The following is a 26712-nucleotide window of genomic DNA, read 5'->3' on the forward strand; positions in this document are numbered from 1 at the left end:
GCTGGTGCCTTTCGGGGGAAGGACGAGGAGGGAGTGGGGGTGCTCAGCCGAGCAATCCGTTGGACCGCAGCCAGGTCCGCGCCGTGCCGGACGGGGATGCTCCCCCGTCGACGGAAGCGGCGAGTCCGGCCAACTGAGCTGTGGTCAGACGGGAGTTGAGGCGGGCAAGGGCCTTGCTCGCGGCCAGGCCCGCGTAGGGGGCGCCGATGAGCGGGAAGACGTGTTCGGGGGGCAGGGCGTTCTTCGGATCGGTCAGCACGACCAGGCCGTCCCGGGTGATGACGGGGTCGGTACCGCGCAGGACCAGGACGTCGGCGGTGGCCCAGGCACGGGTCTCGGTGAGGTGGGTGCCGTAGGCCTTCCGCAGCGAGGCGACCGACGGGGCGTCCGGATCGCCGGAGGCGGGGCCGCCGAGGGTGAGGCGGCCGGCCTTCGCGAGGTCGGCGAGGGTGCGCAGGCCGTGCGTGCGGGCGGTGGCCCGGGTGACCGCGAGGACGACGCCGTTCTGTGCCCGCGCGGGTGGCAGGGCGTCGATGCCCGGGGGCAGGGCCATGCTGAGGGTGGCGGCCATGTTGCCGGGCAGGGTCTGGCCGGCGGGCAGGGCGCGCAGCGTCGAGGTCTCGTAGGCGGGCGCGAGGCCGATCCGCCCCTCCGCCACGGCCCGCGTGGTGGCGGCCGGAGAGGAATAACGGGCGCTCGCCATGCGCGCCTTCACCCCTGCGTCGGCGAGCAGTTCGCCGTACAGGGCTGCCACGACCCGGCTCTCGGCCGAACCGTCGGTGCCGATCACCAACGGTCCGGCGTCATCCGCGTAGGCGGTCGCGGTGTTTCCCTTCGCCGCGCCGCCGCAGCCCGCCAGGAACAGCAGCGAGCAGAGGACGGCCGCGACAGCGGCACGCGGACGAAGACGACTGTCTGGCATCACGGAACACCACTTCTTGTGGGGGCGGGCGACCCGGCACGGTCCGTTGCCTGCGCCGGGCCGCCCGCTGTCCTACGGGACGGTTCAGCCGCAGTGCGCGGCGCGCTCGCCGGACGTCATCTGCGCGTCCTTGAAGTTGACGTAGCCGTTCTGGGGGTGGTCCTGGTCCCAGCCGGCCGCCTGGTAGTTGTTGATGTACCAGATGTAGTGGCCGTAGTAGCGCTTGCCGAAGTGGAGCTCGTACCAGCCCTTGGCCTTCTGCTTGGAGGTGCCGCGCTCGAGCCAGCCCTTGTATCCGGGGCGGACGTTGACCGTCTTGGTTTCGGAGTCGGTGTGCGAGGTCGTCCAGGAGTGGGAGTACGACAGCTCGACGGAGGCCTTGTAGACCTTCCAGAACTCCACCCCCGCCTCGATCGCCACGCCGACCGTGTTGGTGGCGGAGGTCGTGTCCGACCAGTTGACGGTGTGCTGGTTGGTCTCGTGGCCGCAGTTGAACGCGGTGGAGCCCACCTGGTGCTTCGGGCCGGTGTACGCGGTGTAGCTCTGCGGGTGGAACTTGCACACGTCGGCCGAGCCGCAGGCCTGGAGGAGCTGTGCGACAGAGGGGCTGCTGTCGGCGTAGGACTGCGGGGCCGCCATGAGGGAGGCGCCCAGGGCGAGGGCCGCGACGGCACCGGCGCTGCGGGCGAGGCGGCGGGAGGGGGTGGTGGAGCGGGGCGCAAAACGCATCGAATACTCCAGTGGAGACGGCTTCCCACTGCGGGGAAGCCCGGCTGAGGACATTCCGGGAATTGCTGCGCTTCTTTGTTTTGCCGGCCCTCGGGGGTGTGAGGGCCGGCACGGCGGGACCGCGCCACTACCGCACCGGGGGGAGTCGGCAGCGGTGGAGCGGACCGCTCGACCTCCACTTTCGGAGCCCCGGAGTTGTTGATCAATGCAGGTCAGAGGGGTAAACAATGCGATCGGCGACCTTACCGTCGGGTAGGTCGCCGATCGGTGTCACCTGTGTTTCCGTGCCGGGGCCGGCATGGTCCGGGGGGTCGGCGGATTTCCTTCGGCCCGCTTTTTCGTCCTCTGGTTCTCGCCCGAACCCGCCCGGTTCCCACCCGTGCGATGTTCCGCCCGGGGCCGGGGATCGGGGGCGGGCGTGGGCTTCGCCTCGTCGGCGGCGCCCGGGAGCACGGCCACCGCCGGTGACGGTGGCGACGGCGTGCGGGCCGGCTCGACAAGGCCGGGGCCCGCCTCGGTCGCGGACTGCGCGGACCCGTCGTCCGGGCGAGGCCCGTCACAAAGGGGCCGGTAGGACATGCCGGGGAGGTAGCGCCGCCACTCGGCGACGGTCAGGGACCGCCGCCCCGCGCGGACACAGAGCCGGGCGGCGACCTGCGCGGGGCCTACCGGGTAGGCCTGGACGGAGACGTGCGGCCCGGCGGCGTAGAGGTAGCCGTCGGAGCCGAAGGCCAGGGAGTCGATCACGTCACCCGAGGTGGCCGGGCTGTCGCCCAGAAGCCGGTTCGTCCTGAGGTCCCACAGCCGCAGGGCTCCCGAGCCGTAGGCGACGGCGAGGGTGCTGCCGTCGGGGACGAAGGCCAGGGCGGTGATCCGCGCGCAGGCGGCGCAACCGGCGACGGCGGAGGGCGCGGGGATCACGGCCCCCGGGTCACGGTCCGTTCCGGTGTCCCGCACGGTGACGGTGCCGAAGGCCCCGCCCGTCGCCACATGGATGCCGCCGGTGCTGACCGCGAGCTCGTACGTCCGTCTTCCGTCGATGAACGAGGGGTGCGGGTCGGGACCGACGGGCGCCATGGCCATGCGGCCGGCGAAGCCCGCGGCCATGGCCTCCTTGACCACGGCCTTCGGATCGTCCGACCGCGCCCACGGGACCCCGTGCGAGGTGTCCCACATCCGCCCGACGAGCGAGCCCGCGGGTGTGCTCCAGCCGACCAGCAGCTTCCGGCCGCGCGCGGTGAGGACGATCGCACGGGCCGTGGACGCGGCCGGACCCGTCACGGTGAACGAGGTGCCCCCGCGGCCTGCCGATGAGACCTCGCGGACGGCGAACCGAGCGGTGGGCACGGGTCCGGACACCCCGGTGGTGCCGTAGGCGATGCTGCTGCTGTCCGGGCTGAAGGCCAGCAGGGGGTGGGAGGCGTCGGCGGGGTCGGTGGCCAGGCGGGGGAAGGGCAGGTCGGCGACGACGCGGGCGGAACGGGTCTCCTGGAGACGGAGCCGGTAGCCCGCCGCGATCCGCTCCGCGGTCGCGAGGAGCCGGCCGTCCGGACTGAGCGTTACGGCGTCCGCGGGCCGTGCGCGCCACGGGGCGGCCAGGACGGAGCCGAGGTCGAGCGAGTGCACGGTGCTGCCCGTCAGATAACGCAGGGTCCGCCCGGTGGGGGCCCAGGCGAGGGCGGTGACGGAGCTGCCGGGCCCCGGCCGGCGCAGCACCGGCAGCCGGGCTGCCGCGATCCGCCAGACGGTGACGCCACCGGGGCCGGACGCCGCCAGGAACGCGCCGTCCGGCGTGAAGGCGAGGTGCCCGGTGGCCGGCCCGGCGAGGTCGGCGAGTTGTCGTCCGGTGGCCGTGTCCCAGACGCGGACGCCGGTGTCCGTGGCCACGGCGAGCCGGGCGCCGCCCGCGCCGAAGACGACGGTCCCCGAGGAGCAGTCCGCCGCCCTCGCGGTCCCCCAGTCACCGGGCCTGGCCACCTTGCTCGTGGTGTCCCACACCTCCGGCGGCCGGCCCGGCCGGCAGACCGCCACCAGCGAGTCGTCCGGTGAGGGGACGGGAGAGGCGTCGCCCCCCGCCTCGAACAGGGTCCGACCACCGTCGACGGCACGCAGCCGCACCTCGGGGTCCGGCCCGTGGTCCCGTACGACATAGCTGTGTCCGTCGGCCCCGAAGCCGAGGACCCGGCCATCCGTCCCGGGATGACCGGTACCGGCCCCCGGGGTCAGGGGCCACAGGCGCCCGCCGCCGGTGAGCAGGGTCCGGCCCGCCGGGTCCGCCTCCGCCACCCGGCCGTCCGGCAGCGGACCCGATCCGATGGCGCGGTGCGTGGCCACGTCCCAGGAGGACCAGGTGCCGGTCCCCGCCACCAGCAGGGTGCGGCCGGAGTCGACGAGGAAGGCGCGGTCGTCGTCACCGAGCACCGGGCCGGTCAGGACGTCGTCCTCGGGTTCGGCGAGTGTGCTGATCAGGGCCGCGCGGCTGACCGGGGAGGGGTCGAGCCGCCAGGAGGCGACGCTGAGCAGGGCGGCGGTGCGGGGATCGACCGCCTGGGTCTCAGCGGCGAGGGCGGCGGCCTCCAGCGCCGTGGCGCGGATGTTCTGCAGTTCGGCCGCGTTGCCGCGCTGCCAGGCGATGTGCGCGGCGAGAAGCGCGCCCACCACCACGACAGTGCACGCCACCGCCAGTGACCGCATCCGCCGTTGTATCCGCCTCGCCTTCCAGCGCTCCATGGAGTCGGCGACCCGGGAGGCGCTGAGGAAGGCCCGTTCCCGCCCGGTGAGGTCATGGTCGCTGGTACCCCGGTCGAACAGCAGGTCGGCCACGGCGAGCTGGGTTCCCCGGTAGAGGCTGCAGGGGTCGTGGTCGCGCTCCGTCCAGAGCCGCGCGGCCTCGCTGAGGCGCCGGTGCTCCCGCAGCCGTTCCCGGTTCGTCTCGATCCACGCCTGAAGCCTCGGCCAGTGCGTGATCAGGGCCTCGTGGGCGAGTTCGACGTTCCCCTCGTCCAGGAGGACGAGCCGGGCACCGGCGAGCCGGTCGAGGACGACAGGCAGCTCGGGGTCGGGCCACTCGCGCAGATCGGCGAGGCTGACCGGGCGACGGGTGTCGGTGCTGCCCTCGCCGGGGGTGATGAGCGCCTGCAGCAGCCGCCGTGCGGTGGCGGCTTGAACGGCTGTGAGTCGGCCGTAGACCTCCTCGGCGGCCGCGGCGATCGCGCCGTTGATGCCGCCCGCCGCCTCGTACGCGGCGAGTGTCAGAACGCCGCTGGTGCGTCTTCGCCAGGTCTCCCGCAGGGCCTGCGAGAGCAGCGGCAGCGCGCCGGGCCGGTCCGCGGCCTCCTCGACGATCCGGGCGGTGAGCTCCCGCTCCACCCGCAGCCCCGCCGCCGTGGCCGGCTTGACCACCGCCTCCTGCAACTCCGCCCGGGTCATGGGCCGGACGGCCAGGGCGTGGTGCCGCAGCGCGTGGGCCAGACCGTCGTGCTGTGCGCACCGCGGGAGAAAGCTTCCGCCCACCGCGATCACCACCCGCAGGCGGCTCGCCGGTTCAGCGGCGGCCAGGAGCCGGTCCACGAACCGCCAGCGGTCGGTCCGGTCCCGGCACAGCGTGAAGATCTCCTCGAACTGGTCCACCACCACGAACCGTTCCGGCCCGTCCGGCGCCGGATCGAGCAGCCGCTCGTGGGTGGCGGCGGGCCGGGTCCCCGGCGTGATCAGCCGGAGTTCCATGTCGCAGTCCCGTTCCCGGATCAGGGCGTCGAGACGCGGCAGCAGCCCGGCTCGCAGAAGGGAGGACTTCCCGCTGCCCGAGGTGCCGTGCAGCACCGCGAACCGGTGGTCCACCACCAGCCGCAGCGCTTCCTCGGCCAACCGGTCCCGTCCGAAGAACAGGTCCCGGTCACCCGGCTCGAACCTGGCCAGCCCCTGATAGGGCGAGTCCGCCTCCTCCGCCCCCTGCGGCGCCGCCTCCTCGGCGACGGCCTCCCGACGGCGCTCCCACTCGTCCGGATCCGCGCCACAGGCCCGGGCGTACGCCCGTACCACCGCGGCCGAGGCGAGCCGCTCGCCGGAGGCGGCCCGCGACAGGGCGGTCACGGAGAGGCCGGTGCGCTGGGCCATCGTCCGGTACGACGGTGATCCGCCGTCCCTGCGAAGCGACCGCAGCTCGTGCGCGAAGCGCTGTACGGGCCCGGCGCCGGGGTCCACTGGTCGTTCGGGCCGGCCCAAGACGCCACCTCACCTCAGGACACACATCGGCGCAGCAAGCGATTTCCTTGTACTTTAAAGTACCGGGGCGGAAGTATCCACAGCATCCGAACCCGTGATGGGCACAGCCCTGCGTGACCTGGCCAGGTGGTCACGGCAGAAGCGAAGGGTCCGCCCTGAGCCGCCCGTCACCCCGGTGGAGCAGGGGATCCGAACGGCCCAGGGCAGACCCGAGTCAGGTGGTACGACGACGCCTGGCCCCCGGCCGCCGCTCACTCGGCCGTGTCACGGGGTCCCCCGCCTCCAGGGCGGCTGCACGCCGCCGCAGCCCGAAGTCGGCCAGCGCCTCGGCCAGCTTGTGCACGGACGGCTCGGGAGCCATGACATCGACCCGAAGCCCGTGCTCCTCCGCGGTCTTCGCCGTAGCCGGCCCGATACACGCGATCACGGTCACGTTGTGCGGCTTCCCGGCGATACCCACCAGGTTCCGCACGGTGGACGACGACGTGAAGAGCACGGCGTCGAACCCGCCCCCCTTGATCGCCTCCCGGGTCTCCGCGGGCGGCGGCGAGGCGCGCACGGTCCGGTAGGCGGTGACGTCGTCGACCTCCCACCCGAGCTCGATGAGCCCGGCGACCAGCGTCTCGGTCGCGATGTCGGCACGCGGCAGGAACACCCGGTCGATCGGATCGAAGACGGGGTCGTACGGCGGCCAGTCCTCGAGAAGACCGGCGGCCGACTGCTCACCGCTCGGCACCAGATCGGGCTTCACACCGAAGGCGATCAGCGCGTTCGCCGTCTGCTCCCCCACCGCGGCGACCTTGATCCCGGCGAAGGCCCGGGCGTCGAGCCCGTACTCCTCGAACTTCTCCCGGACGGCCTTGACGGCGTTGACCGAGGTGAAGGCGATCCACTCGTAGCGTCCGGTGACGAGCCCCTTGACCGCCCGCTCCATCTGCTGGGGCGTGCGGGGCGGCTCGACAGCGATCGTGGGCACCTCGTGCGGCACGGCGCCATAGGACCTGAGCTGGTCGGAGAGCGAGGCAGCCTGCTCCTTCGTGCGCGGCACGAGAACCTTCCAGCCGAACAGCGGCTTGTTCTCGAACCACGACAGCTGGTCGCGCTGGGCTGCGGCCGAGCGCTCACCGACCACGGCTATCACCGGCCGCCCGCCCTCGGGCGAGGGCAGCACCTTGGCCTGCTTGAGCGTCTGGGCGATGGTGCCCAGGGTGGCCGTCCAGGTCCGCTGACGCGTGGTCGTACCGGCGACGGTGACGGTCATCGGGGTGTCGGGCTTGCGCCCGGCCGCGACCAGTTCGCCGGCGGCGGCGCCCACGGAGTCCAGGGTCGTCGACACGACCACGGTCCCGTCCGACACCCCCACCTCCGTCCAGCACCGGTCGGAGGCCGTCCGCGCGTCCACGAACCGTACGTCCGCGCCCTGCGCGTCCCGCAGCGGGACACCGGCGTACGCCGGCACGCCGACGGCCGCGGCCACACCGGGCACGACCTCGAAGGGCACGCCCGCGCGGGCGCAGGCCAGCATCTCCTCGGCGGCGTACGCGTCGAGCCCGGGGTCCCCGGACACCGCACGCACGACCCGCCTGCCGCCCCGCGCGGCCTCCATGACAAGATGTGCCGCATCCCGTACAGCGGGGACAGGAGCGGTTGTTGACGTGCCGTCAACGACTGTCAGTTGGGGCGCGCCCGTGCCCGGACCCGGAGCCGAAGGCGACTCCGTGTCCGTGTCCACGACGGCGACGCCCGACCGAGCGTGGACGCGCACGACGTCGAGCACCTCGTGCCCGGCGACGAGAACGTCCGCGTTCGTGAGCGCCTCGACGGCGCGCAGAGTCAGCAGTCCCGGATCTCCGGGTCCGGCACCCAGGAAGGTGACGTGCCCGTGTTCAGGACCGGCGGGAAGAGTGGTGGGGCTCACTGTGCTCGCTCCCCCATCAGACCGGCCGCGCCCTGGGCAAGCATCTCGGCCGCGAGTTCACGGCCGAGCGCCATTGCCTGGTCGTACGTCTCGGGCACGGGACCGGTGGTGGACAACTGCACCATGCGCGAGCCGTCGGTGGTGCCGACGACGCCTCGCAGGCGCATTTCCTTGACAATCTGCCCGTCGGCCAGCAGGTCGGCCAGCGCGCCCACAGGGGCGGAGCAGCCGGCCTCCAGGGCGGCGAGCAGTGACCGCTCGGCGGTCACGGCGACCCGTGTGAACGGGTCGTCGAGCTCGCCGAGCGCTGCGATCAGGTCCGCGTTGTCCGCGGTGCACTCGATCGCGAGTGCTCCCTGGCCGGGAGCGGGCAAAACCGTGTCGACCGAGAGGAAATCGGTCACTTCGTCGATCCGGCCGATGCGCTGCAGCCCAGCGGCTGCCAGCACCACCGCATCCAGCTCACCATCGCGCACGAACCGCATCCGGGTGTCGATGTTCCCCCGGATCGCAACCGTCTCGATATCAAGTCCGTGCGCGCGGGCGTACGCGTTCAGCTGCGCGGTCCGCCGGGGCGAACCGGTACCGATGCGGGCGCCCGGGGGCAGGTCGGTGAACTTCAGGGCGTCCCGGGCGACGATCACGTCCCGCGGGTCCTCGCGCTCGGGGAGCGCGGCCAGCACCAGCTCGTCCGGCTGCCCGGTCGGCAGGTCCTTCAGCGAGTGCACCGCGAAGTCGACCTCGCCCTTGAGCAGGGCCTCGCGCAGCGCGGTCACGAAGACACCGGTGCCGCCGATCTGCGCGAGCGCCTCCTTGGATACATCGCCGTACGTGGTGATCTCCACGAGCTCGACGGGCCGCCCGGTCACCTGGCTCACGGCTTCCGCCACCCGCCCGGACTGGGCCAGGGCGAGTTTGCTCCGCCTGGTCCCGAGCCGTAGCGCCTTGGTACTCATGACGAGCCTCGGTCTTTCTCATCGGTGGTGCTGTCCTCGGCGCGGGAGACGGCGGCCACCGTCTCGGGGTCGAGGTCGAACAAGGTCCGCAGCGCGTCCGCGTACCCGGCACCGCCGGGCTCGGCAGCGAGCTGCTTGACCCGTACGGTCGGCGCGTGCAGCAGCTTGTCGACCACCCGCCGCACGGTCTGCGTGATCTCACTGCGCTGCTTGTCGTCGAGACCCGGCAGCCGCCCGTCGAGCCGGGCGATCTCACCGGCGACGACGTCGGCGGCCATGGTCCGCAGCGCGACCACGGTCGGTGTGATGTGCGCGGCCCGCAGCGCCGCCCCGAAGGCGGCGACCTCGTCGGCGACGATACGGCGGACCTGGTCGACGTCGGCCGCCATGGGAGCGTCCGCCGAAGCCTCGGCGAGCGACTCGATGTCGACGAGCCGCACGCCGCCCAGCCGGTGCACGGCGGGGTCGATGTCCCGGGGCATGGCGAGGTCGAGCAGGAAGAGCGAGGGGGTCGGCCGCGGGATCTCGGCGACGGGCTCGGGCCTGCGCCGCTCGGGAACCCGCCCGAGGGCAGCGGCGGTGGCCGCGAGCGCGGCGATGGCGTCGGCCTCCTGCACGGGATCGACGACGGCCACGGACCCCTGCGGTCGAGGCGCGTTGTCCACCCAGGCGGCGTGCTGCTCCAGCTCGGAAGCGGCCATCCCGGCGACGGCGGCTTCCCCGAGCACGGAGAACCCGGCGGTGGCGGGCATCGGAGGCAGGTCCAGAGGACAGTTTTCCTCCGTCCCGTGGTCCGCGGGCAGTCGTGCCGCCTGGGCGGCTCCCGACCCGAAGCGGGACGGCACCTCGCCGGCGCCGGGCTGCGGGTCCAGCCCCCGCCCGGCGGCAACAGCCTCAGCCGACAGAACAAGCCCGGTGGCCCCCGTGCACGACACCACGACATCGGCACGTGTCAGCTCGTCCGACACCGAAGCCATCGGTACCGCACGGGCCAGCACGTCCGAGTCGGCCGCGTCATTGAGGATCTCCGCAAGCCGCTCGGCCCGCTCAGCGGTCCGGTTGGCGACCACGATCTCCGCCACCCCGACCCGCGCCAGCGTCGCCGCGGCCAGCGAGGACATGGACCCGGCCCCGATGACCAGCGCCTTCTTGCCGAGCGCCCAGTCCTGCACCGCCGTACCGGAAGCCAACTGCTCCAGCCCGAACGTCACCAGCGACTGCCCGGCGCGATCGATCCCCGTCTCGGAGTGCGCCCGCTTCCCGACCCGCAGCGCCTGCTGGAACAGGTCGTTCAGCAGCCGCCCGGCGGTGTGCAACTCCTGCGCCCGGGCCAGGGAGTCCTTGATCTGCCCGAGGATCTGCCCCTCCCCGACGACCATGGAGTCGAGCCCGCAGGCCACCGAGAACAGGTGATGGACGGCCCGGTCCTCGTAGTGCACGTAGAGATAGGGAGTGAGCTCGTCCAGCCCCACCCCGCTGTGCTGGGCGAGCAGCGTGGACAACTCGGCCACACCCGCGTGGAACTTGTCCACGTCGGCGTACAGCTCGATCCGGTTGCAGGTCGCGAGCACCGCGGCCTCCGCGGCCGGCTCCGCGGCGACGGTGTCCTGGAGCAACTTCATCTGCGCATCGGCATGCAGTGCCGCCCGCTCCAGCACGCTGACCGGCGCGCTGCGGTGGCTCAGCCCGACGACGAGGAGACTCATGCCGGCATCACGGCGGGTACGTCCCCGTCGGGCCCTTTGTCGGCGGAGTCGCTGCGGCCGGCGACGACCGGACCGGCGCCGTCGGAAGCGGCGGCGGCCTCCTCACCGGCCTTGCGCTGCTCGTGGAAGGCGAGGATCTGCAGCTCGATGGAGAGGTCGACCTTGCGCACGTCGACGCCGTCCGGCACGGAGAGCACGGTCGGCGCGAAGTTCAGGATGGAGGTGACCCCGGCGGCCACGAGCCGGTCGCAGACCGGCTGGGCGGCACCGGCGGGGGTCGCGATGACACCGATCGACACGCCGTTGTCCTCGATGATCTTTTCCAGGTCGTCCGAGTGCTGCACCGGAATGCCCGCGACCGGCTTGCCCGCCATCGCCGGATCGGCGTCGATCAGCGCCGCGACCCGGAATCCGCGGGACGCGAAGCCGCCGTAGTTGGCGAGAGCCGCGCCGAGGTTGCCGATACCGACGATCACAACCGGCCAGTCCTGGGTGAGCCCCAGTTCACGGGAGATCTGGTAGACGAGATACTCGACGTCGTAGCCGACACCGCGCGTTCCGTAAGAACCCAGGTAGGAGAAGTCCTTGCGCAGCTTCGCGGAGTTGACCCCCGCGGCGGCCGCGAGCTCCTCGGAGGAGACCGTGGGTACCGAGCGCTCCGACAGTGCGGTCAGAGCGCGGAGGTACAGCGGAAGCCTGGCGACGGTGGCCTCGGGAATCCCTCGGCTACGGGTCGCCGGTCGGTGAGTTCGGCCAGTTGCCACGGTGCTCCTGCGGGTAGAGCGGGGCTGTAGGCGGTCACACGTCCCCGGACCGCCCCGTCGAAAGCAGGCTATGTCTTTGTGAACGCGTGCACAAAGATGGTGTCCGATTTGCCCGGCCAACGTGACCGGGGTCACGCGCGTCTCTCTCGGAGGCAAAACCGCACACTTCCCTCATCAATCCCGCCCCCGAGGCCACTTCGCCATCGATCCTAAACGGTCAGGGCCTGACGGAGGCGGCCCTCGTCCACCCGCCAGAAAGTGTGCTGCTCCCCGTCGACGAGGACCACCGGGATCTGCTCCCAGTACTGATCGTGGAGTCGAGGATCCTCGTCAATGCTCTTCTGCTCCCACGGAACCCCGAGATCTCCACACACCTTCTCGATCACGGCCTGGGCGTCGTCACACAGATGACAGCCCGGCTTGCGGATGAGCGTGACGAGCCGTTCCTCGGGAAGCCTGGCCGCCCTGCGGCCGAAAATAGGACTCATGCCGGCCATTCTCGCCCTTGTTTAACGGCACGGTCCCGGAGTGTTCACACCCTTCAAACCTCTCGACTCCGGAACCACCGAACAAACTGGCTATGCTCACGCCATGGCCGCTCTCGGATGGCTCACTCCCCGTAGGCGCTCCGCCACGGCGCGAAGTGTGTTGGCAGGCGAGGCTTCGGCGGAGGCTGCGCGCAAGTCCTCCCAGGAGGTCGAGCAGACCCTCGGTACGGAACCGGAGTCACAGTTCCCGGTACTGGGCGACGACAAGGCCGCCGCCTTCTTCGACCTGGACAACACGGTGATGCAGGGCGCCGCCCTCTTCCACTTCGGCCGCGGCCTGTACAAACGGAAGTTCTTCGAGACCCGCGACCTCGCGAAGTTCGCCTGGCAGCAGGCGTGGTTCCGCCTGGCCGGCGTCGAGGACCCCGAACACATGCAGGAGGCCCGTGACTCGGCGCTCTCCATCGTGAAGGGCCACCGCGTCGCCGAGCTCCAGTCGATCGGCGAGGAGATCTACGACGAGTACATGGCCGAGCGCATCTGGCCGGGCACGCGCGCGCTGGCACAGGCGCACCTGGACGCCGGCCAGAAGGTGTGGCTGGTCACGGCGGCCCCGGTGGAGATCGCCCAGGTGATCGCCCGCCGCCTCGGTCTCACCGGCGCGCTCGGCACGGTGGCGGAGTCGGTGGACGGCGTCTACACGGGCAAGCTCGTCGGCGAGCCCCTGCACGGCCCCGCGAAGGCGGAGGCGGTCCGCGCCCTGGCGGCGGCGGAGGGGCTCGACCTGTCGCGCTGCGCGGCGTACAGCGACAGCCACAACGACATCCCGATGCTCTCGCTGGTGGGTCACCCCTACGCGATCAACCCGGACACCAAGCTCCGCAAGCACGCCCGCCGACTGGACTGGCGGCTGCGCGACTACCGCACGGGCCGCAAGGCGGCGAAGGTCGGCATCCCGGCGGCCGCGGGCGTGGGAGCGGTGGCGGGCGGCACGGCTGCGGCGATCGCCCTGCACAAGCGCCGCCGGTAACCAGGCAAACACACCAATCCCCGGGTTTTGTACGCGTAACCCCGTGTGCAGGCACATTGGCTGCACACGGCCACAACACGCCCCGTTCTCTGACAGAACGCGACCGTTTTCGATCAACAACCGGTCACTCTGTGGTACTTGAAGGGCCCCCAATCGGTTACGGAAGCGACGTAATCGATGAATAGAGCAACTGGGTGTAGCAGCGCCTGCACTAAGCGTTATTCTCCTCAGACGCAATCCGGTACCTCTCCGTCGCTACGACGGGTGAACGGTCCCGCACTGCACGTGATGGAAGCTCTGCCTCTGGGAGTCCCGTGTACCCACACGTCGGGGTTGACGCCTCGGGCCTGGCTACGCTGCGCGCAACGGTCCTCGACCTGTTGCGCGGCTTCGTCCCCACCGCGTACGCCGTCCCCGCCCTCGCCGTAGCCGCGGCACCGGTCGGCCCGTGCTATGCACTGGCCGACGGTTCCGCGGCCGTCGGCAGACGAGGGCGTTCGACCGGTGCCGCACCGGCCCGCCGTCCCGCCGCGGACAGCGACAGCGCCCGCATGATGGACCTGGTCGAACGCGCCCAGGCCGGCGAGGCCGACGCTTTCGGCCGCCTGTACGACCAGTACAGCGACACGGTGTACCGGTACATCTATTACCGGGTAGGAGGTAAGGCCACCGCCGAGGACCTGACGAGCGAGACGTTCCTGCGTGCGCTCAGAAGGATCGGCACCTTCACATGGCAGGGCCGCGACTTCGGCGCCTGGCTCGTCACCATCGCGCGCAACCTCGTCGCAGACCACTTCAAGTCGAGCCGGTTCCGACTGGAGATCACCACCGGCGAGATGCTCGACGCCAACGAGGTCGAGCGCTCACCCGAGGACTCCGTCCTGGAGTCCCTCTCCAACGCCGCGCTGCTGGACGCCGTCCGCCGGCTCAACCCCCAGCAGCAGGAGTGCGTGACCCTCCGCTTCCTCCAGGGCCTCTCCGTCGCCGAGACCGCCCGGGTGATGGGCAAGAACGAGGGCGCCATCAAAACCCTCCAGTACCGGGCCGTCCGCACCCTGGCCCGACTCCTCCCGGACGACGCCCGCTGAGAGCGCACGCCCGGTAATCGCCAACTCGCTCTCGGTGAAAGTCCGTTGACTCCGCGATCCGATCATCCGCAGTGCGTAACCCAAGTGCCACGCCACTCGTTGTGCGGGATGCAGGCTCCCTGTGGTCACTCCCTGGCCGACTCCGATCACTCGATCGGGTGCTTGTGCTCAGGGTGTGCAACCCTCAGGACCCCCTGGGGAGTCGACCGTCATGACGAGAGGAGGTGCCGCCAGTGATCGCGAACGTATCGGCGCACCGGCGGGCGAACGCCTTCGCCCAGGCCCTGGAGGAGCAGTCCGACCGGGAACCGGCGGCCGAGCAGTCCGAAGGACCAGCTCCGGCCGCCGCGGAACACCCCGATCCGGGCCGTCTGTTGGCCCTCGCGGAGTGTCTCGGCGAGCTGCCCAGGCCTGAGCTGGACCCCGAGGTCAAGGTCGTCCAGCGAGCCCAGCTGGTGGCCGCGATGGAGGCCATGCTGCTGGAGGGCGACGGGGCGGAACCCGCGGTCCCCGAACAGCGCTCCCATCGGGCCAAAGGCACCCACCGGGCGAGTCCGCTCGGGAAACTGCGACCGCGTTCCCGGCTCACCAAGGGCCTGGCCGCGGGCGGCCTGAGCGTCGGAGTCGCCGCCGGAGCCTTCGGCGGAGTGGCCGCGGCCAGCTCGGACGCCCTGCCCGGGGACTCGCTGTACGGCCTCAAGCGCGGCATCGAGGACTTCAAGCTCACCTACCTGTCCGACGGGGACGACGAGCGCGGTGTCGCCTACCTCGACCAGGCCTCCACCCGGCTGAACGAGGCCCGCCGCCTGATGGAGCGCGGCCGGGGCGGTCACCTCGACCACGAGTCCGTGGGCGAGATCCGCCGCGCGCTGTCCGGCATGCAGCACGACGCCTCCGAGGGCCACCGACTGCTGCACGAGGCGTACGAGCACGACCCGAACTCCCTGGGCCCCATCCAGGCCCTCTCCAGTTTCTCGCGCTCGCACCGCGAGGCCTGGGGGGCGCTCCGCGACCGGCTGCCCGTCCAGCTCGGCGACGTCAGCGACCAGGTGTCCGAGGTCTTCGACGCCATAGACGAAGAGGTCGCGCCGCTCCAGTCCCTGCTCCCCGAACCCCCGGCCCGTGGCGGCGGACCGGGACAGCAGCAGGGCGCCGGGCCGACGTCCTCGGACACCTCGACCGGCTCGGGCCGCTCCAAGGCCCCGGGTGGCACCGGCGGCTCCTCGGAGCACACCGGCAGCAGCAGCCCGAGCAAGTCGACCCCGTCCGGCAGCCAGGACGACGGCCTGCTCGGCGGCAACACCGGCGGCCTCCTCGACCCCCCGAAGGACACCGGCACCGCCACCCCGACGTCCCCGGCCCCCTCGGCCGACCCGGACGTCACCCTCCCGCCCCTCCTCCCGGGCCTCCTGCCCGGCCTGGGCATCAACGGCGAGGACGCGAACTAGCTCTTCCGGTACGACGGTGGGGGCGCCCTTCCTGCAAAGGGCGCCCCCACCGTCGTACCTTGATCACCCCGTCAGAAGAACACCGACCGCCGCTGCACCAACAGCTTGTAGAGCGTGTGCTGGATCTGTTCCCTCACCTGGTCGGTCAGGTTGAACATCAGCATCGGGTCCTCGGCGGCCTCCGGCGGATAACCGTCCGTCGGGATCGGCTCGCCGAACTGGATCGTCCACTTCGTCGGCAACGGAACCGCCCCCAACGGACCCAGCCAAGGGAACGTCGGCGTCAGCGGGAAGTACGGGAAGCCCAGCAAGCGGGCCAGGGTCTTCGCGTTGCCGATCATCGGGTAGATCTCCTCCGCGCCCACGATCGAGCACGGAATGATCGGGGTGCGCTGGCGCAGGGCCGTGGAGACGAAGCCGCCCCGGCCGAACCGCTGGAGCTTGTAGCGCTCGCTGAAGGGCTTGCCGATGCCCTTGAAGCCCTCCGGCATCACACCGACCAGTTCACCGCGCCCCAGCAGCCGTTCGGCGTCCTCGGCGCAGGCGAGGGTGTGACCGGCCTTGCGGGCGAGTTCGTTGACCACCGGCAGCATGAACACCAGGTCCGCCGCCAGCAGCCGCAGATGCCGGTCAGCGGGGTGGTGGTCGTGGACGGCGACCTGCATCATCAGGCCGTCCAGCGGCAGCGTCCCGGAGTGGTTGGCGACGATCAGCGCCCCGCCCTCGGCCGGGATGTTCTCGACGCCCTTCACCTCGACACGGAAGTACTTCTCGTACACCGGCCGCAGCAGGGACATCAGGACCTGGTCGGTGAGTTCCTCGTCGTAGCCGAAGTCGTCGACCTCGTAGTCCCCGGTGAGCCGGCGGCGCAGGAAGCTGAGGCCCGCGGCGACACGCCGCTCCAGGCCGCCCTCGTCATGCGCCGGCTGCGGCGGCTGTTCCTCACGCGTCACGGGAACATCATCCTGCGCGGAAGCCGCGCTGGGCAGGGGCTGGACCTCACGGACCAGCGCGGGCTCGGGACCCTTGCGCCGGCTTCCCGTGCTCCGGCGCCGCGCCGGCCGCTGTACGGCCCCTGCGCGGGACCGGTCGTCGTCGAACGGAATGACCTTGGCGTCCGCCATCGTTGATGCGCTCCTCAGTTGGCGCTCTGCGTCGGGGGGTGGCCGCTGCCCGCCAGGGGCGGCAGCGCGGCGATCCGGTCGACGGCCCCCGCGAGGGCCTCCGGCGGCAGCAGCCCGGGGCCCTGGCTGCGCGCGAAGTCCGCGAAGGTCTCCGCCGTCGTGTACTTCGGCCGGAACCCGAGCGTCTCGCGCATCTGGACCGTCGACACGACCCGGCCGTGGGTCAGCAGCCGGATCTGCTCGGGCGAGAAGTCCGTCATCCCCAGCGTACGCACCAGCGACCCGGCCCAGGTGACGGCCGGCAGCAGCAGGGGCACGGTGGGCCGGCCGAGCCGCCGGGAACACTGCGACAGCAACAGAACCCCGTCGCCCGCGATGTTGAAGGTTCCGCTGTTCAGCGTGCCCCGCTCCGGCTCGTGCGAGGCCATCCTGAGCACCTCGATCACGTCGTCCTCGTGCACGAACTGCAACCGCGGGTCGTACCCGAACACGGTCGGCAGCACCGGCAGCGCGAAGTACGAGGCGAGCGGGGTGTCCGCGGTCGGCCCCAGGATGTTGGCGAACCTGAGCACGCACACGGCCACGTCGGGGCGTCGCCGCGCGAAGCCGCGCACATACCCCTCGACCTCGACCGTGTCCTTGGCGAAGCCGCCGGAGGGCAGCGACTTGGGCGGGGTGGTCTCCGTGAACACGGCGGGATCGCGGGGCGCGGACCCGTACACGTTCGTACTGGACTTCACCACCAGCCGCTGCACGTTCGGCGACTTCTGGCAGGCACCAAGCAGCTGCATGGTGCCGATGACATTGGTCTCCTTGACCGTGGTCCGGCTCCCGCTGCCGAGCGCCATCCCTGTCACATCCAGGTGTACGACCGTGTCGGCGGCCGTCTCCGCGAGGATCCGCGCGATGCCGGGCTGCCTGATGTCCGCCTGGATGAAGTCGGCACCGCCCAGATGGTGTTCCGGCGACACCGCGTCCACGGCGATCACCCGGTCCACCTGTGGGTCACGCTGTATGCGTCGTACGAAGCGGCCTCCCAGCTGTCGGGCCACTCCGGTGACGAGCACGACCTTTCCCAAGATCAGCGCCTTCCTTCCAGCCGTAGTCCAGCCTGTACGGCTCCTGTACAGCCCCAGCCTGTGCCGCGTTCCCCGTGTGCCGCCAACTTAGCGGTTCGATGTTGCGCTGTGATGACCGCCCACTGCGTGAGGTGACGACATCCAGCCCACTGCCACGTCCTGACACGCGTGTGGCCCCCCACCGACATTGGGTGGGGGGCCACAACCACGCTTACGCGACGTCGCTTACTTCTTGTTGCGACGCTGAACGCGCGTGCGCTTGAGCAGCTTGCGGTGCTTCTTCTTGGCCATCCGCTTGCGCCGCTTCTTAATAACAGAGCCCACGACTACCCTCGCTCACTTCTCATCACTCGGTGCTGGGCGCCATGGGCCCATACGACCTACGAGGGGCTAGCCTACCCGCCCGAGCGCTGAGGTCGTAATCGAGGTGAACCGGGGAGATCCGGCAGGGGGCCACGAGTGCCCTGAGACCCCTTGGGAACCTCCCCGAGTCCGGTCGTCGTCAGGCCGTCTCCACCCCCACATAGCTCTCGCGGAGGTACTCGTGAACCGCGTTCTCGGGGACACGGAAGGACCGTCCCACCCTGATCGCGGGCAGATGACCGCTGTGCACCAGCCGGTACACGGTCATCTTCGACACTCGCATCACCGAGGCGACTTCCGCCACGGTAAGGAACTGAACCTCACTCAGAGGCCTCTGTTCAGCAGCCATGACACACCTGAACCTTCCGCACTCGACGGCCACCGGCTTCCCCTTCCGGTGACTCTTCGTCGCTGCGTGCTCACTCCCCAATGTAGGGGCGGGTGATGCAAGTGGGGAAGAGGTGCACCCATCGGCGGCCTACTGTGACAGACACGCTCGATTGAGTACGTAGCGGGTCAGCGGCCGGTAGTAATCAGACCGCACACCGTCATCAAGTGGAACGACGACGGACACGGCCCCCTCGGCCTCCCCCACAAAGAGCGCGGGGTCATCCGTATCCGCGAGCCCAATGGTCTCAAACCCCAGCTGACCTGCTCCGCAGACCCATCCGTGATCCCCGATCACGAGCTCGGGAAGCGGCCCGCCACTCTCTGCCGCGGCCGCCAGCGCGGTACGAACCGGGAGCGGTGAATGCGTGTGTGCGCCCGGCTCACCACCGGAGCTCTCCGCCTCCCGTCGCCGCACGAGCGCGACTCCCCGTACGTACTGAAGGTTGTACGTGCGTAGACCGAACCGGGTCGTTATGTCGACACAGCGACCATACGCAGGGGTGAGGACGGCACACCCCGCCGCCGAGAGGGCGTCCGCGAGGGCGGCGTAGAACCCGAGCAGTCGGTGCGGATGACCGGTGCCGAGGAGCACGGCCCCGCTGCGCTGGGCAACTGCCGCGAGCCGCTCCGCGAAGGCGTCGAGCGCGGCGAGTGTCCGCTCAGGATCGATCACATCATGGCCAGTTCTATGTCGAGGATTGCCCGAAACCCCGCACTTGTCAGCCATGAGATCGATCAGATCCTGCTCATTCCAGGACCATTCGGGATCAATCCCGATCAGCACTCTCGGATCCCGAGCCGCGAACAACCGATACCTCCGCAGACTCTCCTCCCGGGAGGTGGCCACGGGCCCGGCCAGACGAGCGGCCAGCAGATGGGCGCGGAGGGCGCCGGTGCTCAACACGGGAGAGATGGTGGCGGATGGAGGGCGGGGGTGCCTGGGGAACGGAGATTTACCGCACAGGTGGAGTAACGCTGCCTGCACGCACCTCAGGGGCGCGGGGCTGTCTCGATATGCGGCTTCGCCGCGTGGGCGCGACCAGCCACGACGCACCCGCAGCCGCCACCCAACCTCACCCGGCACCCCGCAGCGCGCTACGCCAGCATCCCCCGCAACGGAAACACCGCCCGCCGAGTGGCCAGCACCGCCTGATCGAGCCGGTCCGCGGGGTCGTACCCCGCATCCCACTCCGCATAGGACACCGGCCACCGCCCATCAGTCATCCGCGCCGGCGCCAACTGCCGAGTCCGAGCGAACACCTCTTGGCGCCATCCCTCAGGGATCACCGCCTCCGGCTCAATCGCCCGCCCCGCGGCGATCCCCACCAGATGCGTCCAGGACCGGGGCACGACGTCCACCACGGCGTACCCCCCGCCCCCCAACGCGATCCACTTCCCCCCGGCGTACTCGTGCGCCAGCTCATGACAGGCGACCTGCACCGCCCGCTGCGCGTCCAGCGACACCGCGAGATGAGCCAGCGGATCCTCGAAGTGCGTATCGGCACCGTGCTGCGTCACCAGCACATCCGGCCGAAAGTCGGCGATGAGCTCCGGCACCACCGCGTGGAACGCCCGCAGCCACCCCGCGTCCCCCGTCCCGGCCGGCAGCGCCACGTTCACGGCGCTGCCCTCGGCCGAGTCCGACCCCGTCTCCTCCGGCCATCCGGTCTGCGGGAAGAGCGTCCGGGGATGCTCGTGCAGGGAGATCGTCAGCACCCGGGGATCCTCCCAGAACGCCGCCTGCACCCCGTCCCCGTGATGTACGTCGACATCGACATAGGCGACCCGGCGGGCCCCCAGCTCCAGCAGCCGCGCGATGGCGAGCGAGGCGTCGTTGTAGATGCAGAACCCGGACGCTCCCCCCGGCATCGCATGGTGCAGCCCACCCGCGAAGTTCACCGCGTGCAGCGCGTCCCCGCGCCACACGGCCTCCGCCGCTCCCACCGACTGCCCGGCGATCAGCGCGGACACCTCGTGCATCCGCTCGAAGGCCGGATCGTCCATCGTCCCCAGCCCGTACGACTGGTCGGCCGCCCCCGGGTCCACGGAGGCCGCCTTCACGGCCTCGACGTAGTCCTCCCGGTGCACGAGCCGCAGCGTCGACTCGCCCGCCGCCTTCGCGGCCACGACCTCCACGTCCCGGTCCAGCCCGAAGGCCTCCACCAGTCGCCGGGTCAGGTCGAGCCGGACCGGGTCCATCGGATGGTCCGGACCGAAGTCATAGCCCGTTACTGCCTCGTCCCACATCAGCTGTGCGCGGCCGCTCATGCCCGCCACCGTATCGGTCCGGTTGAGCCGCGAACGACTTGGCGTACACCAGCGTCACCAGCACCAACACCATTGGCACGAGCATGGCCCCGCGATAGCTCCACGCGTCCCCCAACGCCCCCACCAACGGCGAACCGACCAGAAACCCCACGTAGTTGAAGACATTGAGCCGGGCGACCGCCGCATCCGACGCCCCCGGGAACAACCGCCCGGCCGCCGCGAAGGTCTGCGGCACCAGCACACACAACCCCAGCCCCAGCAGCGTGAACCCGAGCATCCCCACCCACGGCCCGGGCGCCACGGCCACCACCGCGAACCCCACGGCCGCCACCAGCGCCCCCGCCCGTACGACCGTCGCCGCCCCGAACCGCCTTACCCCGAAGTCCCCGATGGCCCGCCCCAGCAGGGTCGTCACCATGTAGACGTTGTACGGCACGGTCGCCAGCTGCTCACTGCTCCCGAGCACGTCCTGGAGGTACTTCGCGCTCCAGTTGGAGACCGTGGAGTCCCCGATGTAGGCGAAGGTCATCACCAGACACAGCGGCAGCAGCAGCTTGAAGACGACCCCGTCCCCGCCCTGCGCCTTCTCCTCCACGGCCGCGCCGTCCCCGTCGACGTACCACCGGCTCCCCACCAGGCACAGCGGCACCAGCACCACCACGACCGGCAGATAGGACACGAACAGCGCGAGGTGCCAGTGCGCCCCGACCCAGGCGAGCGAGGCGCCCACGATCCCGCCGAGACTGAACACCGCGTGGAAGCTCAGCATGATGCTTCGCCCGTACGACCGTTGCAGGCTCACCCCGAGCATGTTCATGGACGCGTCGAGCATGCCGACGGCGAGCCCGAAGGCCGCGAGGGAAACCCCGAGTTCGACCGTCGAGTCGCCGGCCCCCACGCCGAGCAGCGCCAGGAGCACGACGGGCTGGGCGGTCCGCAGCAGCCGACTGGGGCGTATTCGCTTCACCAGGTGTTCGGTCGAGACACTCCCGACCCCGGCGAGGATCGGCACGGCCGCCAGGAAGGCCGGCAGCAGGGCGTCGGAGACCCCGTACCGGTCCTGGATCGCGGGGATCCGCGTCACCAGCAGAGCGAAGGCGACACCTTGCGCGAAGAAGCTGAACGCCAGCGAGGCCCTACCGCGCCGCAGCACATCTGTCATGGCGGCGAGCGTAGGGCCCCGGCGTACTCGTGGGTAGATCCAGCCAAAGATGAATTTCCCTCAGCTTTATCGGGCGAGGGCGACCTCGGGCCTCGCGGGGGCGCAGGTCTTCGTCTCGGCGATCAGCATCCGGGCCATCGGACCGGCCCCGATCGCCCCGCTGACCAGGAAGGCCACCGCCATCGACACGACCATGACCACGGACCCGAGCCACACCATCGTGTCCACCGGCAGCGTGTACGCCCCCACGACCCGCAGCACACACTCCGTCAGCAGGACGACACCCCACACCACGGAGAACCGCCGCTCGGCCCGCCGGAAGTCCGCCGACCCGGCCAGGAGCCGTCCCCAGGCGGCCTCCCGCTCCGCGATCCCCTTCACCAGCCAGGGCTTCATGCCCGCGGTCATCATCGGCCTCCCCAGCGCTACGGAGACGAGGACACCGATCCCGATGACACTGCTGACCCCGCTGTCCTTGGCGAGCATCAGCCGTGGGTCGCCGGCCACGAAGCTGAGCAGCAGCCCCGCGACGTTGACGACGAGGATGAGGGCGGCGAGACCGTTCACCGTCCGCTCCTTCACCACACTCCAGCCGGTCCGCACGGCCGGCACGACACTGCTGAGGCCCAGCGCCATCAGCGTGCTCATGCCGAGCCCGTCCTTGAGCAGGTAGTACGCCCCGATCGGCACAGCCACGTCCACGATCAGGGGAGCCAGGTTCGCGCGCTTCGAGTTCGTCTTCGTCGTCATGCCCTCAGCTTCTCGTCCGGCGAGGGGGTGCCGACAGAAACGATCGTCCGGACCTCGGCATGACAAATGTCAGACGAGCAGGTCCGCCAACTCGCCCATGTCGGAGAAGAGTTGTGTCGCCCCCGCCAGCTTGGCGGCGGGCGTCATGGCAGTGAACCCACAGACGTCCATCCCGGCCGCGACAGCCGCCTGTACCCCCAGCGGGCTGTCCTCGACCACCACACACCGCCCTGGCTCTACCCCCATCCGCCCGGCGGCATGGAGAAACAGGTCCGGCGCCGGCTTCCCCCGCCCCACATCCTGCGAACTGAAGATCCGCTCGTCCTCGAACCACTGGTCAAGTCCGGTCGCCCGATGCCCCACCCGGATCCGCTCATGACTCCCGGAGGACGCGACACAGTACGGCACCCCGTCCGCCGTCAGCTTCTCCAGTACGCCGGTGACGCCGGCCACGGCCTTCAACTCCCGCTCGAACGCGGCGAAGACCCTCGCGTGGAAGACATCGTCGAAGTCGTCCGGCAACCGCCGCCCGGTCCGCTCCAGGACGAGGTCGTGAATCCGGTGCATGGCGGAGCCCATGTAGTCCCGGATGGAGTCCTCATAGGAGGTCGGGTGCCCGAGCTCCGTCAGATAGGCGGCGAGGTGCCGGTTGGAGATCGGCTCACTGTCGACGAGAACACCGTCGTTGTCGAAGATGACGAGGTCGTAGCGCATACTGTTGACCATAAACGCAGAAAGGCCCACACCATAAGGTGTGGGCCTTTCCACTCTAAAAGGAGTTCGGCGGTGTCCTACTCTCCCACAGGGTCCCCCCTGCAGTACCATCGGCGCTGTAAGGCTTAGCTTCCGGGTTCGGAATGTAACCGGGCGTTTCCCTCACGCTATGACCACCGAAACACTATGAAGTTCGACCGGAAAAAGACACAGTCGTTGCCTCAGAACTAACACAGTGGACGCGAGCAACTGAGGACAAGCCCTCGGCCTATTAGTACCGGTCACCTCCACCCATTACTGGGCTTCCAGATCCGGCCTATCAACCCAGTCGTCTACTGGGAGCCTTAACCCCTCAAGGGGGTGGGAGTCCTCATCTCGAAGCAGGCTTCCCGCTTAGATGCTTTCAGCGGTTATCCCTCCCGAACGTAGCCAACCAGCCATGCCCTTGGCAGGACAACTGGCACACCAGAGGTTCGTCCGTCCCGGTCCTCTCGTACTAGGGACAGCCCTTCTCAAGACTCCTACGCGCACAGCGGATAGGGACCGAACTGTCTCACGACGTTCTAAACCCAGCTCGCGTACCGCTTTAATGGGCGAACAGCCCAACCCTTGGGACCGACTCCAGCCCCAGGATGCGACGAGCCGACATCGAGGTGCCAAACCATCCCGTCGATATGGACTCTTGGGGAAGATCAGCCTGTTATCCCCGGGGTACCTTTTATCCGTTGAGCGACGGCGCTTCCACAAGCCACCGCCGGATCACTAGTCCCGACTTTCGTCCCTGCTCGACCCGTCGGTCTCACAGTCAAGCTCCCTTGTGCACTTACACTCAACACCTGATTACCAACCAGGCTGAGGGAACCTTTGGGCGCCTCCGTTACTCTTTAGGAGGCAACCGCCCCAGTTAAACTACCCATCAGACACTGTCCCTGATCCGGATCACGGACCCAGGTTAGACATCCAGCACGACCAGACTGGTATTTCAACGACGACTCCACCTGAACTGGCGTCCAAGCTTCACAGTCTCCCAGCTATCCTACACAAGCCGAACCGAACACCAATATCAAACTGTAGTAAAGGTCCCGGGGTCTTTCCGTCCTGCTGCGCGAAACGAGCATCTTTACTCGTAGTGCAATTTCACCGGGCCTATGGTTGAGACAGTCGAGAAGTCGTTACGCCATTCGTGCAGGTCGGAACTTACCCGACAAGGAATTTCGCTACCTTAGGATGGTTATAGTTACCACCGCCGTTTACTGGCGCTTAAGTTCTCAGCTTCGCCACACCGAAATGTGACTAACCGGTCCCCTTAACGTTCCAGCACCGGGCAGGCGTCAGTCCGTATACATCGCCTTACGGCTTCGCACGGACCTGTGTTTTTAGTAAACAGTCGCTTCTCGCTGGTCTCTGCGGCCACCCCCAGCTCGAGGAGCAAGTCCTCTCACCAGTGATGGCCCCCCTTCTCCCGAAGTTACGGGGGCATTTTGCCGAGTTCCTTAACCATAGTTCACCCGAACGCCTCGGTATTCTCTACCTGACCACCTGAGTCGGTTTAGGGTACGGGCCGCCATGAAACTCGCTAGAGGCTTTTCTCGACAGCATAGGATCATCCACTTCACCACAATCGGCTCGGCATCAGGTCTCAGACTATTGCCAGGCGGATTTACCTACCTGACGTCCTACACCCTTACCCCGGGACAACCACCGCCCGGGCTGGACTACCTTCCTGCGTCACCCCATCACTCACCTACTACAAGTCTGGTTCGCCGGCTCCACCACTTTCCTTTCCCCGAAGGGTCCGGAACGGCTTCACGGACTTAGCATCGCCTGGTTCGATGTTTGACGCTTCACAGCGGGTACCGGAATATCAACCGGTTATCCATCGACTACGCCTGTCGGCCTCGCCTTAGGTCCCGACTTACCCTGGGCAGATCAGCTTGACCCAGGAACCCTTAGTCAATCGGCGCACACGTTTCCCACGTGTGTATCGCTACTCATGCCTGCATTCTCACTCGTGAACCGTCCACCACTAGCTTCCGCTGCAGCTTCACCCGGCACACGACGCTCCCCTACCCATCACAGCCTCCGTTGGGAGTATTGCTGCAATGACACGACTTCGGCGGTACGCTTGAGCCCCGCTACATTGTCGGCGCGGAATCACTAGACCAGTGAGCTATTACGCACTCTTTCAAGGGTGGCTGCTTCTAAGCCAACCTCCTGGTTGTCTCTGCGACTCCACATCCTTTCCCACTTAGCGTACGCTTAGGGGCCTTAGTCGATGCTCTGGGCTGTTTCCCTCTCGACCATGGAGCTTATCCCCCACAGTCTCACTGCCGCGCTCTCACTTACCGGCATTCGGAGTTTGGCTAAGGTCAGTAACCCGGTAGGGCCCATCGCCTATCCAGTGCTCTACCTCCGGCAAGAAACACACGACGCTGCACCTAAATGCATTTCGGGGAGAACCAGCTATCACGGAGTTTGATTGGCCTTTCACCCCTAACCACAGGTCATCCCCCAGGTTTTCAACCCTGGTGGGTTCGGTCCTCCACGAAGTCTTACCTCCGCTTCAACCTGCCCATGGCTAGATCACTCCGCTTCGGGTCTTGAGCGTGCTACTCAAACGCCCTATTAGGACTCGCTTTCGCTACGGCTACCCCACCCGGGTTAACCTCGCAACACACCGCAAACTCGCAGGCTCATTCTTCAAAAGGCACGCAGTCACGACGCATTGAGTAAACTCAATGCGCGACGCTCCCACGGCTTGTAGGCACACGGTTTCAGGTACTATTTCACTCCGCTCCCGCGGTACTTTTCACCATTCCCTCACGGTACTATCCGCTATCGGTCACCAGGGAATATTTAGGCTTAGCGGGTGGTCCCGCCAGATTCACACGGGATTTCTCGGGCCCCGTGCTACTTGGGTGTCTCTCAAACGAGCCGCTGATGTTTCGACTACGGGGGTCTTACCCTCTACGCCGGACCTTTCGCATGTCCTTCGCCTACATCAACGGTTTCTGACTCGTCTCACAGCCGGCAGACTGTGAAAGAGAGATCCCACAACCCCGCATGCGCAACCCCTGCCGGGTCTCACACGCATACGGTTTGGCCTCATCCGGTTTCGCTCGCCACTACTCCCGGAATCACGGTTGTTTTCTCTTCCTGCGGGTACTGAGATGTTTCACTTCCCCGCGTTCCCTCCACATACCCTATGTGTTCAGGTATGGGTGACAGCCCATGACGACTGCCGGGTTTCCCCATTCGGAAACCCCCGGATCAAAGCCTGGTTGACGACTCCCCGGGGACTATCGTGGCCTCCCACGTCCTTCATCGGTTCCTGGTGCCAAGGCATCCACCGTGCGCCCTTAAAAACTTGGCCACAGATGCTCGCGTCCACTGTGCAGTTCTCAAACAACGACCAGCCACCCATCACCCCGGAGCTTCACTCCGAGTTCACTGGGGCCGGTATCAGAGGGGGTTCATTCCCTCAGACACCCAACAGCGTGCCCGACACCCTCGCCACTCGTGATCAGCTTTCCACGCTCCGAAGAGCAGTACTGGCAGCCCGAGATGACTGAAAGTGCCGAATAATCAA

At 68.9% G+C, this 26712-nt stretch carries 20 protein-coding genes and 2 rRNA genes; 3 read left to right on the forward strand and 19 right to left on the reverse strand.

The window, feature by feature from the left end; genetic code table 11:
• Positions 1 to 43: 43 nt before the first annotated feature.
• From D1369_RS17515 to D1369_RS17550, 8 genes are all read right to left on the reverse strand, one after another.
• A complete protein-coding gene (locus tag D1369_RS17515) occupies positions 44 to 922 on the reverse strand; it encodes a glycine betaine ABC transporter substrate-binding protein (protein WP_037901017.1) in 879 nt (292 codons plus the stop codon).
• A gap of 84 nt (positions 923 to 1006) precedes the next feature.
• Complete coding sequence (locus tag D1369_RS17520) at positions 1007 to 1651, reverse strand: hypothetical protein (RefSeq protein WP_007383824.1); 645 nt, start codon at positions 1649 to 1651, stop codon at positions 1007 to 1009.
• Positions 1652 to 1921: 270 nt separating this feature from the next.
• Complete coding sequence (locus tag D1369_RS17525) at positions 1922 to 5854, reverse strand: WD40 repeat domain-containing protein (RefSeq protein WP_276147340.1); 3933 nt, start codon at positions 5852 to 5854, stop codon at positions 1922 to 1924.
• A gap of 235 nt (positions 5855 to 6089) precedes the next feature.
• Positions 6090 to 7793 carry a bifunctional uroporphyrinogen-III C-methyltransferase/uroporphyrinogen-III synthase gene (locus D1369_RS17530; RefSeq protein ID WP_007383821.1) on the reverse strand — a complete coding sequence of 568 codons (1704 nt, stop codon included), beginning with the start codon at positions 7791 to 7793 and terminating at the stop codon, positions 6090 to 6092.
• Positions 7790 to 8749, reverse strand: coding sequence for a hydroxymethylbilane synthase (hemC, locus tag D1369_RS17535; protein WP_007383820.1), 960 nt, complete (start codon positions 8747 to 8749; stop codon positions 7790 to 7792). Before hemC ends, D1369_RS17530 begins: the two co-directional genes overlap by 4 nt.
• Positions 8746 to 10455 carry a glutamyl-tRNA reductase gene (locus D1369_RS17540; RefSeq protein ID WP_007383819.1) on the reverse strand — a complete coding sequence of 570 codons (1710 nt, stop codon included), beginning with the start codon at positions 10453 to 10455 and terminating at the stop codon, positions 8746 to 8748. The genes hemC and D1369_RS17540 overlap by 4 nt, the downstream gene beginning before the upstream one ends.
• A complete protein-coding gene (locus D1369_RS17545; protein WP_007383818.1) occupies positions 10452 to 11219 on the reverse strand; it encodes a redox-sensing transcriptional repressor Rex in 768 nt (255 codons plus the stop codon). Before D1369_RS17545 ends, D1369_RS17540 begins: the two co-directional genes overlap by 4 nt.
• Before the next feature lie 209 nt (positions 11220 to 11428).
• Entirely contained in the window at positions 11429 to 11707 is a 279-nt protein-coding gene (locus tag D1369_RS17550; protein WP_037903548.1) for a glutaredoxin family protein, read from the reverse strand.
• A 103-nt stretch (positions 11708 to 11810) separates the two neighbouring features.
• Between D1369_RS17550 and D1369_RS17555 the strand changes: the two genes are divergently transcribed.
• The 3 genes from D1369_RS17555 to D1369_RS17565 all read left to right on the forward strand — a co-directional run bounded on the left by D1369_RS17555 (position 11811) and on the right by D1369_RS17565 (position 15273).
• Positions 11811 to 12737, forward strand: a complete 927-nt coding sequence (locus tag D1369_RS17555; protein WP_007383816.1) for an HAD-IB family hydrolase — start codon at positions 11811 to 11813, stop codon at positions 12735 to 12737.
• Positions 12738 to 13051: 314 nt separating this feature from the next.
• Positions 13052 to 13825: an ECF subfamily RNA polymerase sigma factor, BldN family gene (locus D1369_RS17560; RefSeq protein WP_007383815.1), complete on the forward strand. Its 774-nt coding sequence runs from the start codon at positions 13052 to 13054 to the stop codon at positions 13823 to 13825.
• Between the two features lie 233 nt (positions 13826 to 14058).
• On the forward strand, positions 14059 to 15273 hold the full coding sequence (locus tag D1369_RS17565; RefSeq protein ID WP_118082520.1) for a DUF5667 domain-containing protein: 1215 nt from the start codon (positions 14059 to 14061) through the stop codon (positions 15271 to 15273).
• Between the two features lie 71 nt (positions 15274 to 15344).
• Here the strand turns inward: D1369_RS17565 and D1369_RS17570 are convergent, their stop codons facing one another.
• From D1369_RS17570 to D1369_RS17620, 11 genes are all read right to left on the reverse strand, one after another.
• A complete protein-coding gene (locus D1369_RS17570; protein WP_007383813.1) occupies positions 15345 to 16397 on the reverse strand; it encodes a lysophospholipid acyltransferase family protein in 1053 nt (350 codons plus the stop codon).
• Positions 16398 to 16411: 14 nt separating this feature from the next.
• Positions 16412 to 17476 (reverse strand): NAD-dependent epimerase/dehydratase family protein, encoded by a 1065-nt coding sequence (locus tag D1369_RS17575; protein WP_118082521.1) that lies wholly within the window; start codon positions 17474 to 17476, stop codon positions 16412 to 16414.
• Between the two features lie 225 nt (positions 17477 to 17701).
• Positions 17702 to 17800 carry an AURKAIP1/COX24 domain-containing protein gene (locus D1369_RS17580; protein WP_003948845.1) on the reverse strand — a complete coding sequence of 33 codons (99 nt, stop codon included), beginning with the start codon at positions 17798 to 17800 and terminating at the stop codon, positions 17702 to 17704.
• A 178-nt stretch (positions 17801 to 17978) separates the two neighbouring features.
• Complete coding sequence (locus tag D1369_RS17585) at positions 17979 to 18188, reverse strand: helix-turn-helix domain-containing protein (protein ID WP_016437488.1); 210 nt, start codon at positions 18186 to 18188, stop codon at positions 17979 to 17981.
• A 129-nt stretch (positions 18189 to 18317) separates the two neighbouring features.
• The gene (locus tag D1369_RS17590) at positions 18318 to 19133 is read right to left on the reverse strand and encodes a phosphatase (protein ID WP_007383810.1); all 816 of its coding nucleotides are present in this window, start codon (positions 19131 to 19133) and stop codon (positions 18318 to 18320) included.
• Positions 19134 to 19324: 191 nt separating this feature from the next.
• The gene (locus D1369_RS17595) at positions 19325 to 20497 is read right to left on the reverse strand and encodes an acetoin utilization protein AcuC (RefSeq protein WP_037901011.1); all 1173 of its coding nucleotides are present in this window, start codon (positions 20495 to 20497) and stop codon (positions 19325 to 19327) included.
• Positions 20448 to 21659: an MFS transporter gene (locus D1369_RS17600; protein WP_007383808.1), complete on the reverse strand. Its 1212-nt coding sequence runs from the start codon at positions 21657 to 21659 to the stop codon at positions 20448 to 20450. The genes D1369_RS17595 and D1369_RS17600 overlap by 50 nt, the downstream gene beginning before the upstream one ends.
• Before the next feature lie 66 nt (positions 21660 to 21725).
• A complete protein-coding gene (locus tag D1369_RS17605; RefSeq protein ID WP_007383807.1) occupies positions 21726 to 22409 on the reverse strand; it encodes a VC0807 family protein in 684 nt (227 codons plus the stop codon).
• 69 nt (positions 22410 to 22478) lie between these two features.
• Positions 22479 to 23123 carry an HAD family hydrolase gene (locus tag D1369_RS17610; RefSeq protein WP_037903547.1) on the reverse strand — a complete coding sequence of 215 codons (645 nt, stop codon included), beginning with the start codon at positions 23121 to 23123 and terminating at the stop codon, positions 22479 to 22481.
• Positions 23124 to 23187: 64 nt separating this feature from the next.
• Positions 23188 to 23304, reverse strand: a 5S ribosomal RNA gene (gene rrf / locus D1369_RS17615).
• 70 nt (positions 23305 to 23374) lie between these two features.
• Positions 23375 to 26496 (reverse strand): 23S ribosomal RNA (locus D1369_RS17620).
• Positions 26497 to 26712: the final 216 nt, after the last annotated feature.

Source organism: Streptomyces sp. CC0208, from assembly GCF_003443735.1.
In the GTDB taxonomy this organism is placed as follows: domain Bacteria; phylum Actinomycetota; class Actinomycetes; order Streptomycetales; family Streptomycetaceae; genus Streptomyces; species Streptomyces sviceus.

What these genes read in the sequence shown, in the direction of transcription:
- D1369_RS17605 (WP_007383807.1), bottom strand. Translation starts at nt 22,409, where the DNA reads ATGACGACGAAGACGAACTCGAAGCGCGCGAACCTGGCTCCCCTGATC.
- D1369_RS17570 (WP_007383813.1), bottom strand. Translation starts at nt 16,397, where the DNA reads ATGGCGGACGCCAAGGTCATTCCGTTCGACGACGACCGGTCCCGCGCA.
- hemC (WP_007383820.1), bottom strand. Translation starts at nt 8,749, where the DNA reads ATGAGTACCAAGGCGCTACGGCTCGGGACCAGGCGGAGCAAACTCGCC.
- D1369_RS17540 (WP_007383819.1), bottom strand. Translation starts at nt 10,455, where the DNA reads ATGAGTCTCCTCGTCGTCGGGCTGAGCCACCGCAGCGCGCCGGTCAGC.
- D1369_RS17585 (WP_016437488.1), bottom strand. Translation starts at nt 18,188, where the DNA reads ATGGCTGCTGAACAGAGGCCTCTGAGTGAGGTTCAGTTCCTTACCGTG.
- D1369_RS17550 (WP_037903548.1), bottom strand. Translation starts at nt 11,707, where the DNA reads ATGAGTCCTATTTTCGGCCGCAGGGCGGCCAGGCTTCCCGAGGAACGG.
- D1369_RS17600 (WP_007383808.1), bottom strand. Translation starts at nt 21,659, where the DNA reads ATGACAGATGTGCTGCGGCGCGGTAGGGCCTCGCTGGCGTTCAGCTTC.
- D1369_RS17610 (WP_037903547.1), bottom strand. Translation starts at nt 23,123, where the DNA reads ATGCGCTACGACCTCGTCATCTTCGACAACGACGGTGTTCTCGTCGAC.
- D1369_RS17555 (WP_007383816.1), top strand. Translation starts at nt 11,811, where the DNA reads ATGGCCGCTCTCGGATGGCTCACTCCCCGTAGGCGCTCCGCCACGGCG.
- D1369_RS17520 (WP_007383824.1), bottom strand. Translation starts at nt 1,651, where the DNA reads ATGCGTTTTGCGCCCCGCTCCACCACCCCCTCCCGCCGCCTCGCCCGC.
- D1369_RS17515 (WP_037901017.1), bottom strand. Translation starts at nt 922, where the DNA reads ATGCCAGACAGTCGTCTTCGTCCGCGTGCCGCTGTCGCGGCCGTCCTC.
- D1369_RS17595 (WP_037901011.1), bottom strand. Translation starts at nt 20,497, where the DNA reads ATGAGCGGCCGCGCACAGCTGATGTGGGACGAGGCAGTAACGGGCTAT.